Below are 16,754 nucleotides of genomic sequence, written 5' to 3' on the forward strand. Positions count from 1 at the left end.
TATGACGCAAATCCATCCCAGTGGGCGACGACCGTGCCGAAAGGCAGTCGGGACGGGATCGCATAACGCAGGATCTGGTTCTTCAGCGTCTGCAGCGCATAGGCACAGAGTGCGGCCGAGACGCCGAGCTTTTCCTGAGCTGCCGCCGAAGTCTGCGCATCGAGGATCATCTGAAGAAGTACGGCCTGGTCGCGCGCCGTGGTGGTCGTCACCGACTTCAGCGCATGATCCGGCGACAGGGCGAGCGGCGGGATCAGAAACCGGTGGTGCGTGCCGACAAGGCCGATCGACTTGCAATAAGTGTCGACCTCCTCCAGCGTCAGGCGCTCGAACACCATCTTGGTGCAGACATTGCCGCTCAGAACCATCATGCCGGTGAGGGCGTCACGCAGGGAGAAGCGGGTTACGGAGGGTTGCGTGTCGCAGATCTCTGCGAGCCGCTCGGCAACCGAAGCAGAATTGGAAAGACTGACCACATCAATTCTCCAGGCGCCATTTGAGTATCACACCACCCTTTTCGTTTGGTCCAGGGCGGGAATGGCCGAGAGGAGCCGGCGCGTATAGGCCTCCTTCGGGTGATCGAAAATCCTGTCGCGGTCGCCTTCCTCGATGATGCGCCCGTCTTGCATGACGACGACGCGGTCGGCGACCTGTTCGACGACACCGAGATCGTGGCTGATGAAAAGGCAGGAGAAGCCGTAGCGCTTCTGCAGATTGGAGAAGAGCTCCAGCACCTGGGCCCTGACCGTAACGTCGAGCGCTGAAACCGGCTCGTCGGCAATGAGAAAGCGAGGGCGTCGCTCAATGGCCCGCGCGATCGCCACGCGTTGCCGCTGGCCGCCCGACAGTTCATGCGGGTAGCGGTTGGCGTAGTCACTGCTAAGACCAACCTCCTCCAGCGTTTCCAAGGCCCGCTTGCGCTTGGCATCGCCCTCGAGGTCCGGCACGAGCCTGAGCGCCTCCTCGACAAGCGCCTGGATCGTCATGCGCGGATCGAGCGAAGAATAAGGGTCCTGGAAGACCATCTGACAATTCAGGCGGTAATCGCGCCAGTCTTCGTCGCGTGACCGGCCCTGAAAGCGAATGTCGCCTCCGCTCTCCTTGACAAGACCGGCAATGGTCCGGCCGAGCGATGTCCTGGATGACCGCAGCGTTGAGAGCGCAAAAGCATGATTGCAAGAACACCACACCATTCAGGTCGTTAGCCGAGATCGCTGCGGCGTGCATGCACAGGCCGCCAGAGAGGGTGCTCCGCAGGCCGCCAGGTGGTTGACCGTTTTCATCTTGTCGAAAATCTCAGGGCGGCGATCAAGGAACAGACGAGCGTTTATGGTCACGCCCATGTTAGACCCATTCTCTCCGAAGATGCTATCGCCGGCGCTACGGCACAACATCGCCGTGCCCACTTGGCCCACAGACAATCCCGTCGGGAAATATTCGAGATACTTCAGGCTTTGCGCCAGCAGGGGCTTACCTACAGCGAGATTGCAGCGATATCGGGCAAAACGCTGCGGCCAAGTTGAGCCCAGGACTTTCCGGGCAGCCCGGCAATTGGACCACGTCGCCGCCAATAGTCGGTCGCGCGTCGCGCGATATTGGCGTCAGATATATCTTGCCGCAGGGCCTTTTTGGGAACGGCCTTGCCGGCCTTAATGAATTGGCTCTGGGAAGCGGCATCGCAAGGAAAGCTCAGTACCGTTCTCCTCTTTGCCGCTCAGGCAACGCCAAAAAAAGCATGGCGCAAAGTCGTGGGGTGTTACAAATCGGTGACTGTCTGAAGGCGTCTTCCAGCGTCTACATGATGTCGGCGATGGCATCTGGCATGACGGAGCGCGAGAACGAAGCTCGCTGTCATCGGTGGCCGTCGCCCGATCGCCGGAAATCGTTGGGTGGATTGAACAAAAACTCGTGTCGACGCCTTTATCTGCCTGAAGCTGTTTAAAGGCCGGAGCCATGTACGTCAGGCAGACAATCGACGCATTCGAACAGTGGTTCAGAACGTTCGTAATGAGCGAATGGACGTTCTACCAATTCGGCTTCATTGCCGTCGGTTACGTTGCAGCGTCATTCTTAGCATCACGCACTGAACCTGCATTGGAATCGAAAGCCAGGCGCATCAAGGGTAATCCAGACCTGTTGCGCGTCATCATCGCTTTTATGCGACGCTTGAAGTGGCTTTTTCTTGCGGTCTGGTTATGGCTTGTAAACGTCATTCTGACTCAAAACACCTGGCCATCGCAACGGTGGCTAGTTTCGACTGCCCTGACGCTGACGGCGGCGTGGTTCATCATCTCAGTTCTGACCAAGATTATCCGTAATCCCGCTTTGTCGCGTATCGTCGCAATCTTTAGTTGGGGCTACGTCGCGTTATACGCGCTGCGGCTTGACGATCCCGTGTTCTCCGCGCTCGATGGACTGGCTGTCAATCTGGGCGCTGTCCGCCTTTCACTTCTTCTTGTGCTAAAAGCCGCCGTCTTGGCCGTCGCGCTTGTTTGGATCGCGGTCCTCATCGGTAACGTTCTTTCCCACTGGGTACAGAGGTCGGGCGACCTTTCCCCATCGATCAAGGTGCTGATCAGCAAGTTCATAAAAATCGGTTTGATCATGATCGCCGGCGCAATTGCCTTATCAGCGACCGGCATCGACCTCACGGCGTTGACCGTTTTTTCCGGTGCAGTTGGCGTAGGAATAGGCTTCGGCCTTCAGAAGGTCGTATCGAACTTCATCTCCGGCATCATCATTCTCCTCGACAAATCTATCAAGCCAGGTGACACGATCACGCTCGGCGACACCTTCGGTTCAATCCGCGATTTGCGCTCGCGGTTCGTCTCGGTCATCACGCGTGATGGTAAGGAATACCTCATCCCCAACGAGGACTTTATCTCCCAGCAGGTCGTCAACTGGTCGTTCTCCAGTGACTACGTCAGGATCGATGTCGACTTTGGTACGGCTTATGACAGCGATCCCCATGAAGTTGCTAGAATTGCGATCGCGACTGCCTCTTCGGTAGATCGCGTTGCAAACGAGTACAAGGCGCCGGTATGCTGGCTTACATGCTTTGGGGCTTCGTCGCTGGATTTCCGGCTGCGCTTCTGGATCTCCGACCCCGCAAACGGTCTGACAAATGTCAGGGGCCAGGTGCTGATGGCGCTGTGGGACGCGTTCAAGGAAGCTGGCGTATCCATCCCGTTCCCGCATCGGGAAATCATTATGCGGACGCCCGTCGAAATCAAGCAATCGCGCGAAGACTAACCGTGGCATCGAAACATAGATAGGGTACCTGCCGACGCACTTGCGTCGATGTTGCTCGTTATGACCACGCGACAGACGCTGGGATTTCGAACCCAATGAGCGTCGAATGACGTGCGATCGAACCGACACTGCATAGCTGAAGGACAAACCGCACCAGCAGGGCTGAGACGCGTGCTGAGCCTATTTAGCGCTTCCGTGAATGCCGCAGAACGATGTTTTCATGCAATGCACCGCAAAACGCGGGCAACAATCCAAAGAGGATCAATTGCGGAGTCCCCGAAAGCGCAAGAAGGTTCGACAGTATAAATGAAATCAGCAGTCCCAGGGCGGCGCCCGCAATATATGGCAGATAGTCAACCACTTCGTCATCCCTCCAGTGTGTTCTCCGAACGATCTTGACATCAAGAGCAAGATGGAAGCCTTTCGCGGCAAGCGTGTCTACGGAAATAGCGACCGTCGGCCCCATCTCGGGGCGTTGAGACATCGAGCGCGGTGCAGCTACCGAAGCCCCTCCTCGACCGCTTCCCGGATTGCGCCGACGACATAGTTGACGAGCCCGCCGCCTGTGCGAGCATTTCCTGGCGAATGGCCTCATTCTCAGCATCGGCGACAAGTTCCTCGACTAGCTTCAACGCGTCAGCCTGCTGCGTGCCGCTGTCGATATGTTCGGATTTCCAACGTTCGAGAAACTGTTCTGACTTCATAGCTTAGCCCGTCCTTTTCGATGCCAACGCGCGAGGACGGAAATGGTTGTTAAGGTGGCTCCGAAGTAGCGACCGGGCTGAGCCGTCTCTCGCGGAAAGTGGAGCATTCAAGCGAAGCGTCGTGGCTTAGTTAGAGATATCCACCGAACACTAGCAGAAGTACGCCGACGGCGATGATCAATAATCCCGGCCAGTTTCTCGATACTCCGAGAAATCGGATTCCCTGGCCTTGTGGCTCTAACGTTTCATTCCCTTGCAGTGACCTGTACGGTTCGCTCAATCGCCCGCCAAGGGCCTCCCGAAACAGGTAAAGAAGCCCCACGATCACTAGTATCGCTCCGAGTAAGATAGCCCACATGTTGCAGAGCCCTTGTCATGGCCAATAACACAAAAGACATTCTGACACCCATTGTTCCGCGATGCATCACAAGATGGAGACCGCCTTTCTGGCTAGTGACATCAACTCCGCCGGTGCGCCCACGATGACGTCCGTACCGGCAAGTTCAAGTTCCTCCCGACTACCATAGCCCCAAAGAACCCCTACAGCGCGCATTCGGTTCGCGTGCGCTCCGACGATGTCGAATTTTCTATCGCCGACCATCAGGCAGTCCTGGGCGTCCAGCCCCGTATCCCGCAGAATATGCGCCAACAGTTCAGGCTTATGCTCCAGACCTGTTCCGGGCATCGAGCCGTATATGCCTTGGAAGAGATCCGACAGTCCGTGATTGTCGAGAATGCGCCGAGCGAACGTTTCCCGTTTTGAGGTCGCCAGGAAGAGACGGACGCCTCGAGAATGCAGCTCGACCAGCGTTTCCCTGATCCCTGGGTAGAGCTCGCATAGTAAGAGGCCACGAGTTCCGTAGTCAGACCGGTAGGCCTCGACAGCTTCCGCGGTGCGATCATCGCCGAATGAGCTGAGAAGGTAGCGCATTACGTCCTCGATCGGCGGCCCGATGATCGAGCGAATATCCATCTCCGGGTCCGTTTCATGGTCTAGTGCCCGCAGGGCTGCCCGGCAGCTTGAGAGAATGCCCGGTTGGGAATCGACCAACGTTCCATCGAGATCGAGAAGGAGGTTTGATACAGCGTAGGACACAGGCAGATCACTCTCTTTATGAATTGCTGAGCAAAGGCTTTCGGCCAAATTCACTGGACAACGCCAGATGATGCCTTGAAATTCAAGGTAGATCCGCAAAAAACTTGAGCTATCCCGCAAAGCAGCTTAATCGCCCCAAGCGTTCGCCACCCTTCGTACCGAGAAACGATAGCCGATACCCCGCACAAGTGTTCCCGAACCTGATTTCGATCTGATGCTGCCACGCATGAGGCGCAAGAACCTTCGCCACCCCGTCGATCTCGCCCCGACCGAAGATCCCGAGCTGACCGCCTTCCTCATGGCAGAGATCGAGGAGGCTTATTCGCTGAGCCTCGATCCGCCGGCCTGCTTTTATTGCCAGAGCGGCAATACAGTTTCACGATGTCGAGCTCTGAACAGTCCAACGTGTGGTGGTAGGCTGCGCTCGATCGATCCGCGCTCTATCACGTTGCACGCGCCCGGCGTCTCCCACGGGCATTATCAAGTCCAGCGCTTGTGCTTTCGCTCCGTAATCCGTGCCTGCCTTTGGCGTCGGACGGCGTTCATTTGCTTTACGGCTCACGACTGCCTCTGACTCTTTCCCGATTGTTGCCGATAAAGGGCTCGATTGTTTAGAGACCGTCGACCATCTGCGCGACCGCGTTCCAACCTAAGTCCTCACGACCTGAAGTCGCAAAAATCGTAGACAGTGACTGGAACCAATTGCGACTGAAAAGAGTTTGCCGAGGTTGCACAACCAGGGAGGAATTCTACCGGGCAGGGTCGGTTGACTGCCGCTCGGTGGAAAAATCGAGTTATGAACGCTCCGCTTCCGCAAAACTCATCCAAGAAATCTTATGACTTTTTCCAATATCTGATGGACGGCATTGCCGAACCGGTGATCGTAAAGGATGATCGCTCGCGGTTTGTTTTTGCCAACAGCTCAGGCTGCGCACTTCTGGGTAGAGACTGCGACGAGCTTCTGGGGCATACCGATTATGACTTTTTGCCCAAGGAGGAAGCCGACAGAATTGTATCCCTGGAGCAGGTCGTACTTTCGACCGGCGAGGAACATCATCTGGAGGAGTTGGTGACGACGCCAGATGGCGCCAGACGAACGCTGCTGACCAAAATACGTTGCGTGCGTGTACCAGCGGGGGGAACCGAGGAGAAATTTCTGGTCGCCATCATAGTGGACGTCACGGAATTGCGTCAGGCGGAGGACACCCTTCGATCCAGCGAAGATCACTATCGCTCCCTTGTCGACCTTCATCCGCAAGTTCCCTGGATTGCAGACCCGGCGGGAAACGTTTTAGAGGTGGGTCCTCGCTGGACCGAATTTACGGGATTGAGCGTAGAAGAGACGGTCGGCAGTGGTTGGGGAAAAGCCGTGCATCCGCAGGACGCTGGCCCGCTTGTAGAGCATTGGCACCATTCTCTTTCGAGCGGCGACCCGCTGGATTATGAATACAGGCTATTGTCTCGGACAGGCTCTTATCGGTGGTTTCGAGTTCGAGCCGCCGCCAAGCGCAGTGGCCTTGGCAAGATCGTGCGCTGGTATGGTGTCCTCGAGGATGTCGACGACAGACGGCGCGCCATTGAGGCTTTGCGCGAAAGCGAGGTGCAGTTTCGGACAATCGCTGATAATGCGCCGGTGATGATTTGGATGGCGGATCCATCGGGCGACACAAGTTTCTTCAATTGCCTCTGGCTAGAGACCACCGGCCAAACTGAGTCCGAGGCGCTTGGCTTTGGTTGGGTGGATGTTATCCATCCCGAAGATCTGGAGAAAGTGCAGAAGGCTTTTTTCAGCGCAAAGGCGGGCAGAGCATCGGTACGCTGCGAATACCGTTTGCGGCGAGCTGATGGGAGCTGGGCATGGGTGATTGATGTCGGCCATCCCCGCTTTTCTGCCGATGGAACTTTTTTGGGGTATGTCGGATCAGTTCTCGACATTACGGAGCGCCGAGCCGCGGAGATCGCCCAAGAAGAATCGGAAGCCTTCATCCGGAGCATATTTGACAGCAGCGCCGATTGCGTGCGCGTGCTCGACCTCGAGGGGCGACCGCTACTTATGAACATGGCAGGTCGGAAGATATTCGGTCTTACTGAAGAGGCACCGCTGTCGAAAACTACATGGGATGTCATCGGCAAAGCCTCAGACACAGAAAAGGTGAAGACCGGTTGGGACAAAGTCAGATCGGGGGAAACGGCCCGTTTCGAGATCGCCATTCGAGATGCCGATGACAGGGAAAGATGCATGGATGTGATCGCAGCACCGGTTATGGGGCGCGAAGGAAAACCGGTGCGAATGCTTTCGATCTGGCGCGACGTCACTGAAGCGAAGCGCGCCAGCGAGGAAATCAGCCGCGCGCAAAAACGGGCAGAAGCTGCGGCCCAACAGCTTTCCTCGGTTCTCGAGAGCACTATGGACAGCGTCATGCTCCTCGATCCCGAATGGCGTATCCGGTATTTGAATGAAAATGCCAAAAGACTTTTGCGAATTGGGGACGAGTCGCTTGGAAAAGTCTTTTGGACACTGTTCCCGAAAGAAAGGAAAGGAACTTTTGCTAAGCATTGTCAGGAGGTGATGAGCCGACGCTCGCGCTCCTTCTTCGAGGACTACTTAACGTCACTCGATCGGTGGATCGAGGCAAGTGCTTCTCCTACTCAAGACGGTATTTCCATTTTCTGCCGAGACACAACCGAGCGCCGTCGGGCGGAGGAGGACAAGCTCCTCGCCCAGAAACAGATGGCTCACATGGCAAAGCACGACATGCTGACCGGGCTTGCGAACCGGGTGTTCTTCCGCGAAAGCTTCGATCGCGTCTTGAATGAAAGACGTGCAAATCAATGTGTGGCAGTACTGTGCGTGGATCTCGATGGCTTCAAGGCAATCAATGACACGCTTGGACATCCGGCCGGCGATTCATTACTGCGGCAGGTATCCGCCCGGTTGGTTCAGAGCGTGAGGGCCACAGACATCGTTGCGCGACTGGGGGGTGACGAATTCGCCATCATACTCCCGGCTGCAACGGATGAAGATGGGGCTTGCCATCTCGCTCAACGAATAATCGAATTGCTATACGAGCCCTTTACCATAGAAGGGGTCAGCGCGACTGTTGGAGCGAGCGTCGGAATTGCTTTTGCACCCGACGACGGGGCGACCGCGAATGAATTAATGAAAGCGGCGGATATCGCCCTCTATAGCGCGAAGTCGAGCGGTCGTGGCACTTACAGACGCTTCAATGTGGCGATGCATGCTCAACTGCAAGCGCACCAGCAGATTAAGATTGCGCTCCGAGGTGCGCTGGAGAGGAACGAATTCGAACTGCATTACCAGCCGCTTGTTAGCTTACGATCGCGCCGCGTAACAGGCTGCGAAGCGCTTTTGCGGTGGCGCAGTCCGGAAAGAGGCATGATTGCGCCGTCGGAGTTCATTCCCATTGCCGAAGAAACCGGGCTGATCGTGCCGATGGGCGAGTGGATTCTCGCTCAAGCCTGCCGGCAGGCCGCTCAATGGCCCGAGCATGTCAGCATAGCCGTCAACCTATCGCCGGTCCAATTCAAGCATCGGAACCTCGTCAAGGCAGTGGCCGGTGCCCTATCCGCTTCCGGCCTCGCTCCCGCTCGTTTGCAAGTGGAGATAACGGAATCGGTCCTGTTGGACGAGAGCGAACACAATCTCCATCTGCTCCAGGAGCTGCGTAGCCTTGGAGTGAAAATCGCTATGGACGATTTCGGAACAGGCTATTCGTCGCTCGGCTATCTTAGAAGCTTTCCCTTCGACAAGATCAAGGTGGATCAAGCCTTCGTTCGCGACCTACCGCATGGAAAGGAATCGCTTGCGATCGTCAGAGCCGTCGCAGGCCTCGGTGAGAGTTTGGGCATAACGACAACCATCGAGGGCATTGAGACAGAAGATCAACTGGCCATCGTCAATGCGGAAGGATTCCATGAGGTTCAGGGCTATATCTTTTCTCGGCCTCTGCCGGCATCCGAGGTCTCCAAACTGATCGACGGCCAATTGTGATCGGGGTAGGTCTGGCAGCCGGAGCCAAAAAAATGCACGACAAGCCCGAGAATCGGACCTTGCGGCCCGCCGATTCGAGCAGTTCACTCTCGGTCGTTGGGCTGCCGAGGAGCAGTTCGAAATCTTGGTTGCCTTGATCCTGCACAACACGCCGCTGCGGCGGTCATTTGACGCAAGGCGGTCGTAATCTAAGCATGGGCGTGTGGATGATGAACGTCCCAGACCGCCCACAGCGATACAGCGAAGATAAGCACGCCAAGAACGACATCTGTCCACATTGCACTCACGTTCGTGGCAAAACCCAGCAACCAGGGCGATGCGATAGACCACAGACCCAGCGCCATATTTGCCCATTCCTCCCATTCGGCGAATACCGAAAGTGCTGCGGTCGCCAGCACGCCAAGCATGACGGCAACAATCCAAGCGTTCCAGCTTGGCATTGCCTCACTTGTGAAGCCAAAGACCCACGGAGAAACGAACAGACATACCGCCAGGACTAAATTTGCCCAATCCTGCGTCCGTTTTCCTTTCATCAGAGCGATTGCCATGACAATCTCCTCCTTCTACTACCACGAAGCCGCGCCACGACTTCTTCTCCCGCAATTTTACACCTGATATACAAGTAATTTCAACGGGAATTAATTCGGGATAGCACGGCCAATACTTCCATCGTCACATTTGAAATTTCAGCTGTTGGATTGAATAAAGTACTTAGTGCCTATAATGCATCTGACCGCGCTGGCGCTGATGTCGCTGCTAGCCATCACGTTAGCGGTCCGGTGCGTCGTTTCGCTGGGCCGGTCTTCAGCGTCAGCGCCGGCAGCCTTGGACTTGCAAGTTTGCCGCATAAAGATCCTCGCCATTGAAAAGCATGATCGGCTGAATTGCTCATCTGATCCTCCCGCCTCACGTCACGATCAGCTTGGAGAGGGTGTTGTAGCCGAGCCGCAGGCCAGCACGCTCCTGGCTGTAATTGCTGACCACGTCGGCCTCCGATCTGATCGAGTGGATCGTCTGCATGCTCGCGAAGACGTCATCCTCGTGCTCGATATCGAGATTGCCCTGGTAGCCCGAGATGATGACGGCGCTGATGAATTTCGGCCAGTCGACTTCGCCCCAGCCCGGCGCGCGCGCCCGCCACCACCGGCGATCGAGGCCCTTTTTCGGTGCGAACGAGCGCCCGAGGATCCCGCTCCGGGCAAGAATCTTCCGGTCGATCTCCATGTCCTTGGCGTGAACATGGAATACCTTGCTCGCATAGTCCTTGATCGCCTGGCAGTAATCGATGCCCTGCCAGACGAGATGCGACGGGTCGAATTCGAGGCCGAGGCGATCGGAGGGAACGACGTCGAAGATCACGTCCCAGATTTCCGGGCTGTAGGCGATGTTGTTGCCCCTCATCGTCACGACGTTGATCATCGGGCAATTTTCGAGGGCGATCTTCACGTTCGATTTTTCGGCGAGATCGCAATAGCGGGAGAAAAGCTCCTTAAAAGCGGGGATGTTCTCCTCGACATTGAGCCGCGGGTCCTGGCCGGCAAAGGTCGCCACCACCTCGACGTCGAGACGAGAGGCGAGGTCCATGACCTTGGGCAGATAGGCTTGCGCCGCCTCGCGTTCATGATCGTCGGGATGCTGGTAGTTGGGATAATATCCGAGAGCCGAGATCTGGATGTTCTTGCTGTCGAGATCCTTGCGGATTTCCGCGAGCTGGGCGTCGGTTGTTGTGTTGGCGTCAAGGGCCGAACCCGGCCAGGCGGAGAGCTGCAGACTGGTGAAGCCGACCTCATGGGCGAACTCGGCAGTTTCCTTGGAATAGTTCGTGTAAAAACCGATTCTCACGGGAGTTGATCCTCTGGTTTGATGTCTTGGTGGAAAGCGAAAACGCTGCAGCTGTTTCCATGTGAAAGACCATCGCGCCGAACGTGAGTCCCGAGGAGGTGCAAAAAATGCTAACCAAAATGCATGAAATGCACCACACTGCGAAAAATGCATATGATATTTTTCGTCACCGCCTCCTTACAAAACCGCGGGTTCGATGCCTCGTAATTTGCCGCCGCTCACCGCCTTGAGGGCCTTCGACGCCGTCGCCCGACTCGGCAGTCTCCGCTCGGCCGCAGAAGATCTGTCGATCCACCACACTGTGGTCGGACGGCATGTCCGCAAACTCGAGAATTGGCTTGGAGTCAAACTGCTCGACAGCAACTTTGCGGAGACGCGTTTGACCGACGCCGGAAAAGAGTATCACGAGCGTATCGCAGTGGCTTTCGATCACATCGACGACGCGACGTTCATGCTTCGCCCGTTGGGTCACCAGCAACTGAAGCTGTGGTGCGGGCCGGGCCTCAACAAGTCGTGGCTAATGCCGCGAATTGAGGAGATCAACAGAGCCGCCCGGGTCAATGTCGTGCTCTTGCGGGCAACCGATCATCTTCCGGATTTCCGGCGCTTCGAAGCGGACGTAGCCGTCCATTACGGGCGGGAGTACATTGCCTACAGCAACTCCCTCGAATTATACCGGCCAAGGCATATCGCCGTCGCAAGCCGTGACTTCTTGGAACGCTATCCAGCGAATGAACCGCGTGATCTGCTCTCGGCTCCTCTGCTTCACGAGCAGACCACTGACGCATGGGTGAGATGGCTCCACGCCAACGGCGTCAAGGCTCCTGCCACACTCAGCGGCCAGAAACTGGGCTACGCGCATATCGTCATCGAAGCCGCGGCGATCGGCCAGGGCGTGGCGCTTGCCAACGAAATCCTGGTCGCGCCCGAAATCGCGCAAGGCCGGCTGGTGGAAGCGGTAGCAACGGAAACCTACCTGGATTCCTATTATTTCTATGCCTCCAAGAGCCGCTGGAACGAGCCTGCCATCGCCCGCCTTCGCCAGTACCTCGTCGATAATCTCGGCGCTTGACGGGCCGCGACGCCTCCTCGATCTGATGCCTTTGGCACTCCGCCGGGCGCGCAGGCGCTCCCGATGGATCCGGTCGGCTCGACGACGCTGATGGCCAGCAGGCCGTCCTCGCAGATCGTCGTATTCGCAGGGCGGATGCCACAGGAGACTGCGTCCGTCTCGGCGCGGCATCTACTGCGGTCACGATGTTCGTGCAGATGCGCGAGGAAATGTTTCTGACGAACGCCCGCCGGACGGGCTCCTAGCTAGGCACCGTAGCCCACAATTCCCTTTAGTTCGCAAAAGTCGTGGATAGCCCAGTCTGCATACTCTCTGCCGTTCCCCGACTGCTTGTAGCCGCCGAATGGCACCTGCAAGTCCCACGACGGGTAGTTGATCTGCACCTGCCCTGCCCGAAGCCTGCGCGCGACAGACCTTGCGCACCCCGGACTGCCCTGCACGTATGCTGCGAGACCATAGACGGTGTCGTTTGCGATTCGGACCGCGTCATCCACATCGCGATACGGAATTATGCACAAGACCGGCCCGAAGATCTCCTCTCGTTCAATCGCCATCCCGGGACGGACGTTGCCGAAGACAGTCGGCTTGACAAAATATCCGCGACTAAGTCCCTTCGGACTCTCCGTTCCTCCGGCAGCCAGAGTTGCGCCCTCATCTATGCCAATCCGGATCAGCCCCTTGACCTTTTCGAACTGCAATTTACTGACAAGCGGCCCCATTTCTACACCTGGATCTTTAGGATCTCCGACGATTATCGAATTCGCAATATGCGCAGCAATCGCCAATGCTTCATCATGGCGGTCTGCCGGCACCAGCATGCGAGTGGGTGCATCACACGACTGACCAGTATTGCTAAAACAGGATCTAGTGCCCTCAGCCACCGCTACAGCCAAGTCGGCGTCGGGCAAGACAATGTTGGCGGACTTGCCACCCAATTCCTGCGCCACCCTCTTTACAGTCTCGGCGGCCGTTTTTGCCACAATAATGCCTGCGCGGGTGGAACCGGTGAAGGACACCATATCAACATCAGGATGGCCTGACATAACTTGGCCAACATCAGGGCCATTGCCATTCACGAGGTTGAACACGCCTTTCGGGACGCCGGCGGCATGCATGACCTCGGCGAAAATCAATCCGCTGATTGGAGCGATCTCGCTGGGCTTGAGCACGACAGTACACCCCGCAGCCAGCGCCGGAGCGACTTTACAGACGATCTGGTTAAGCGGCCAGTTCCAAGGCGTGATCAACGCACATACGCCGATCGGCTCCCTTAGAACCATGCTCGAGCCGCGCCTCTCCTCAAAATGAAACTGCTCAAGCGCTTTGATTGTTGCGATCAGGTGTTGTTGCCCCGCCCATGTCTGAGCGCTTCGCGACCACGTGATCGGCGCTCCCAACTCGTTGGTAACAGCTTGCGCGATATCTTCGTACCGTTCATCGTAGGCGGCTAGAACCCTCTTAAGAAGATCAATACGCTCGTCTCGTGTGGTCAGCGAAAATGATCGAAACGCGGCTTTTGCGGCCGCCACGGCGCGATATACATCGGCCTTGCTGCCAAGGGATATTTGCGACCATGCGGTTTCCGTCGCTGGGTTGATCACGTCTGATGGACTTGGAATTTCTGGGTCAATCCAGGCGCCATCGATGTAAAATTTGTGATAGTCGATCATCAATAGTCCTCATGTCTCATACAGCCGGGTCGTAAAGGCTTTCACTGCGAGAATAGTCTTCAACTGCAGAGCCTTTCTGACGTTCATCTCGCTTATTTGTAATGTGCCGAGTTCCAGCGGTAGCGTCCGCCTGCAGCCCGGACAGTGGATTTGTCAGCCGCACCCTCAACCTAGCGCAAACTTTTATCAACGAGCGCCTTCGCTTTCGACGCAGCCCTATCCGCACGCCAACGAGACGAAGTGGAATGCACCGGCCACCTGCCCGGCCAGCTCTAGCGGCGAGAGCGCATGAGCGCCGCAGCTCGCCGGGGCACATGACGTGCCGAGCCCGGCGAGCATAAATCGCCTTCAGCTCTTCACAGCTCTCTCAACGGCATCCAGCGCGGGCTTGCCTTCGAATGTCGTCACGCCCTCGAGCCACGGCTTCACGACTTCCGGGTGCGCCTTTAGCCAGGCGCCGGCGGCTTCCTTGGGGTCCGCACCTTGGTTGAGGATGGCGCCCATGATCTCGTTCTCCATCGTAAGAGAGAACTTTAGATTCTGCAGAAAGCGGCTTGCATTGGGGCATTCCGCCATGAAACCCGAACGAATGTTGGTGTAAACTGTCGCGCCACCATAGTTCGGGCCGAAGGTCGCATCACCACCTGTAAGGTAGGCCATGTCGTATTTCGTGTTCATCGGATGCGGCTCCCATCCGAGGAAGACGATCCATCCGCCCTGTTTAGTCTGGCGATCGACTTGGGCGAGCATGCCTTGCTCCGAGGATTCGATCAGTTCCCACCCCTTGAGGCCGAACTCGTTCTTTTCGATCATAGACTGGATCATGTTATTGCCGGTGCTTCCCGCCTCAATGCCATAAATCTTGCGATCGAACTTGTCTGAGAAGTTTTGGAGGTCGGCAAAGTCCTTCACTCCGGCGTTAAATGCAGCCTTCGGAACCGCGAGCGTATATTTCGCGCCCTCGAGGTTAGGGCCAACAACGAAGATGGACTTGTCCTCGATGTAGGGCTTGCGATCCTGCACCATCGCGGGCTCCCAGTCACCGAGATAAACGTCGATCTCCTTGTTCTTCAGGCTGGCGTAGGTCACCGGAATTGAAAGCATGAGGCTTTTCGGCTGATAGCCGAGGGCCTCCAGGATGATCGACGAGATCGATGTCGTCGAGGTAATGTCCGTCCAGCCGACGTCGGAAAAGCGCACCTGTTTGCAGCTCTCCGGCTCGGCGGCCTGGGATATGGAAGGCACGATGGAAAGCAGGCTGACGCCCGCGGCTATTAGATATTTCAGCATTTCAGTTCCCTCTTTGTTGAGCTTAGGCATGCCCAGCGACGGGTAGCCGCGTCCGAGACCTCGTGGCTTCAGGCGACGTGCTTCTCGTCGAAGAAGAAGAGCGGACGTTCGGGCTTGAGGGCCGGATTCCCGCGGATGCTGTCGGCGGCCTTTTCGGCCATCATGATCACTGTGGCGTTAAGATTCGAGCTGATCACGTTCGGCATCGCCGATGCGTCCACGACCCGAAGTCCGTCCACACCCCTGACCTTGAGATCGGTGTCGACCACAGCGAGATCGTCGGTTCCCATCCGGCACGAGCAGCTAGGATGGAATTCCGTCTCACTCACGCTTTGGACGAAACGCAAAATGTCCTGCCGGGTATTCGCGGATGGGCCGGGACGCAGCTCTTTGCCAAGAAATTCACGGAACACGGGTTGGTTGACGATATGGCGTGCCATCAATACGCCGTCGACGAGCTCCCGCTTATCCTTTTCAGTCTGCAGGAAATTGAAGACGATGCGTGGGTGCCTTGACGGATCGGTGCCTGCAAGTTCGATATGACCGCGCGCGTCCTGCCTGAGCTGGCTCACATGCATCTGGAAACCCTGCTCGAGCCGGATTGCATTGTCGACATATCGCATGGCCACGGGCGCGAAATGGTATTGTATGTTCGGAGCAGGCAGGCCGCCCTCCGTACGCACGAGCCCACCAGCCTCCCAGATGTTTGAAGCAACCGGGCCGCTTCTGTTGAGAAGCCAACGCGCACCGACGAACGCCTTGATGAGCGGATTGGCGAGGTGCTTCAGAGTGACAGCCTTGGGGCAGCTCCATTGCATCACCAAATCGATGTGGTCCTGGAGATTCTGGCCGACGCCGGGGACGTCGGCATGAACTTCGATGCCTGTGCGTCGAAGGGAATCAGCTGGACCAACGCCAGACAGCATGAGCAATTGCGGAGAGTTGATCGCTCCCCCGCTCAGGACGATCTCACGGTCCGCGCGGACAACGTACTGCCCACCGCCGTGGCGGACGACGATCGATCTCGCGCGCCCGGCTTCGATGACGACTTTCTCGACCAGCGCTTCGGTGACGATCGTCAGGTTCGGCCGCGTGGCTGCGGGATGGAGGTAGGCGACCGCAGCGGAGCAGCGGCGGCCGTTCCATTTCGTGCTGTCGTAGTGGCCCAGCCCTTCCGGCTTGTAGCCATTGAGGTCATCGGAGGTCCCGATACCGGCCTCGTCCCCAGCAGCAACGAACGCATCGTACAATATGCTGGCCGAGGAGCCCTTGCTGACGCCGAGTGGACCGGAGCCCCCGTGCCATGGATTCTCTCCGCGTTCGTTGCGTTCGGCCTTCTTGAAATAGGGGAGACAGTGGGCATAATCCCATTCTGGCAAACCGAACTCGCTCGCCCAGCGATCATAGTCGGACGGATGCCCCCTCAGATAGACCATTGAGTTGATTGACGAACTGCCACCGAGGACCTTGCCGCGCGGAACCGGGATTTCCCGGCCGTCCATCTCGGCTTCTGGCGCGCTCGCGTAGTTCCAGTTGAGCTTAGGGTCGTTCCAGACCTTGTAGACTCCGGCAGGCATGTGGATGAAAAGGTTACGGTCTCGAACGCCCGCTTCAAGCACCAAGACTTTAACGTTTGCATCGTCCGACAGGCGATTGGCGATCACGCAACCTGCGGAACCGGCGCCCACAACGATATAGTCGTAGGACTGCCGCCGCGGATGTTTCGAAGCGTTCGACATGTCATCACTCCGCGAAACCATTTCGTTGTCAGCCATGATAACAATCGTTATGTTGAAAGATAACAATTGTTATTTAT

At 57.1% G+C, this 16,754-nt stretch carries 11 protein-coding genes and 3 pseudogenes; 4 read left to right on the forward strand and 10 right to left on the reverse strand.

What is annotated here, in order from left to right; genetic code table 11:
* Positions 1 to 20 precede the first annotated feature (20 nt).
* Positions 21 to 476, reverse strand: a pseudogene (locus tag NXC24_RS34455) (serine hydrolase); the annotation flags it as partial.
* A gap of 1 nt (position 477) precedes the next feature.
* Positions 478 to 1,139, reverse strand: a pseudogene (locus tag NXC24_RS34460) (ATP-binding cassette domain-containing protein); the annotation flags it as partial.
* On the opposite strand from NXC24_RS34460, the pseudogene NXC24_RS36120 reads away from it, so the two are divergent.
* Both NXC24_RS36120 and NXC24_RS34470 read left to right on the forward strand, forming a co-directional pair.
* A pseudogene (locus NXC24_RS36120) lies at positions 1,096 to 1,502 on the forward strand (transposase); the annotation flags it as partial. The pseudogenes NXC24_RS34460 and NXC24_RS36120 sit on opposite strands and share 44 nt — an antisense overlap.
* Positions 1,503 to 1,953: 451 nt before the next feature.
* Positions 1,954 to 3,252, forward strand: coding sequence for a mechanosensitive ion channel domain-containing protein (locus NXC24_RS34470; protein WP_104827716.1), 1,299 nt, complete (start codon positions 1,954 to 1,956; stop codon positions 3,250 to 3,252).
* A gap of 184 nt (positions 3,253 to 3,436) precedes the next feature.
* Here NXC24_RS34470 and NXC24_RS34475 read toward each other — a convergent pair whose 3' ends face one another.
* The 3 genes from NXC24_RS34475 to NXC24_RS34490 form a co-directional block, all read right to left on the reverse strand.
* The gene (locus NXC24_RS34475) at positions 3,437 to 3,736 is read right to left on the reverse strand and encodes a hypothetical protein (RefSeq protein ID WP_104827717.1); all 300 of its coding nucleotides are present in this window, start codon (positions 3,734 to 3,736) and stop codon (positions 3,437 to 3,439) included.
* Between the two features lie 350 nt (positions 3,737 to 4,086).
* Entirely contained in the window at positions 4,087 to 4,314 is a 228-nt protein-coding gene (locus NXC24_RS36125) for a hypothetical protein (RefSeq protein WP_104827718.1), read from the reverse strand.
* 66 nt (positions 4,315 to 4,380) lie between these two features.
* A complete protein-coding gene (locus NXC24_RS34490; protein ID WP_104827996.1) occupies positions 4,381 to 5,052 on the reverse strand; it encodes an HAD hydrolase-like protein in 672 nt (223 codons plus the stop codon).
* Between the two features lie 796 nt (positions 5,053 to 5,848).
* On the opposite strand from NXC24_RS34490, the gene NXC24_RS34495 reads away from it, so the two are divergent.
* Entirely contained in the window at positions 5,849 to 9,064 is a 3,216-nt protein-coding gene (locus tag NXC24_RS34495; protein WP_104827719.1) for a PAS domain S-box protein, read from the forward strand.
* 188 nt (positions 9,065 to 9,252) lie between these two features.
* On the opposite strand, the gene NXC24_RS34505 is transcribed toward NXC24_RS34495, so the two are convergent.
* Both NXC24_RS34505 and NXC24_RS34510 read right to left on the reverse strand, forming a co-directional pair.
* A complete protein-coding gene (locus tag NXC24_RS34505; RefSeq protein WP_104827720.1) occupies positions 9,253 to 9,612 on the reverse strand; it encodes an SPW repeat protein in 360 nt (119 codons plus the stop codon).
* 358 nt (positions 9,613 to 9,970) lie between these two features.
* A complete protein-coding gene (locus NXC24_RS34510) occupies positions 9,971 to 10,906 on the reverse strand; it encodes a sugar phosphate isomerase/epimerase (protein ID WP_158704614.1) in 936 nt (311 codons plus the stop codon).
* A gap of 196 nt (positions 10,907 to 11,102) precedes the next feature.
* Between NXC24_RS34510 and NXC24_RS34515 the strand changes: the two genes are divergently transcribed.
* Entirely contained in the window at positions 11,103 to 11,978 is an 876-nt protein-coding gene (locus NXC24_RS34515) for a LysR substrate-binding domain-containing protein (protein ID WP_104827722.1), read from the forward strand.
* Between the two features lie 245 nt (positions 11,979 to 12,223).
* Here the strand turns inward: NXC24_RS34515 and NXC24_RS34520 are convergent, their stop codons facing one another.
* The 3 genes from NXC24_RS34520 to NXC24_RS34530 form a co-directional block, all read right to left on the reverse strand.
* Positions 12,224 to 13,648 carry an aldehyde dehydrogenase family protein gene (locus NXC24_RS34520; protein ID WP_104827723.1) on the reverse strand — a complete coding sequence of 475 codons (1,425 nt, stop codon included), beginning with the start codon at positions 13,646 to 13,648 and terminating at the stop codon, positions 12,224 to 12,226.
* 348 nt (positions 13,649 to 13,996) lie between these two features.
* Positions 13,997 to 14,938, reverse strand: a complete 942-nt coding sequence (locus NXC24_RS34525; protein WP_104827724.1) for a choline ABC transporter substrate-binding protein — start codon at positions 14,936 to 14,938, stop codon at positions 13,997 to 13,999.
* A gap of 68 nt (positions 14,939 to 15,006) precedes the next feature.
* Positions 15,007 to 16,677: a choline dehydrogenase gene (locus tag NXC24_RS34530; protein ID WP_104827725.1), complete on the reverse strand. Its 1,671-nt coding sequence runs from the start codon at positions 16,675 to 16,677 to the stop codon at positions 15,007 to 15,009.
* Positions 16,678 to 16,754 lie beyond the last annotated feature (77 nt).

This window comes from Rhizobium sp. NXC24, from assembly GCF_002944315.1.
Classification (GTDB): domain Bacteria; phylum Pseudomonadota; class Alphaproteobacteria; order Rhizobiales; family Rhizobiaceae; genus Rhizobium.

Bases quoted from the DNA above. Each gene is read 5' to 3' on its own strand.
- NXC24_RS34470 (WP_104827716.1), top strand. From the start codon at position 1,954: ATGTACGTCAGGCAGACAATCGACGCATTCGAACAGTGGTTCAGAACG.
- NXC24_RS34475 (WP_104827717.1), bottom strand. From the start codon at position 3,736: ATGTCTCAACGCCCCGAGATGGGGCCGACGGTCGCTATTTCCGTAGAC.
- NXC24_RS36125 (WP_104827718.1), bottom strand. From the start codon at position 4,314: ATGTGGGCTATCTTACTCGGAGCGATACTAGTGATCGTGGGGCTTCTT.
- NXC24_RS34495 (WP_104827719.1), top strand. From the start codon at position 5,849: ATGAACGCTCCGCTTCCGCAAAACTCATCCAAGAAATCTTATGACTTT.
- NXC24_RS34505 (WP_104827720.1), bottom strand. From the start codon at position 9,612: ATGGCAATCGCTCTGATGAAAGGAAAACGGACGCAGGATTGGGCAAAT.
- NXC24_RS34515 (WP_104827722.1), top strand. From the start codon at position 11,103: ATGCCTCGTAATTTGCCGCCGCTCACCGCCTTGAGGGCCTTCGACGCC.
- NXC24_RS34520 (WP_104827723.1), bottom strand. From the start codon at position 13,648: ATGATCGACTATCACAAATTTTACATCGATGGCGCCTGGATTGACCCA.
- NXC24_RS34525 (WP_104827724.1), bottom strand. From the start codon at position 14,938: ATGCTGAAATATCTAATAGCCGCGGGCGTCAGCCTGCTTTCCATCGTG.
- NXC24_RS34530 (WP_104827725.1), bottom strand. From the start codon at position 16,677: ATGTCGAACGCTTCGAAACATCCGCGGCGGCAGTCCTACGACTATATC.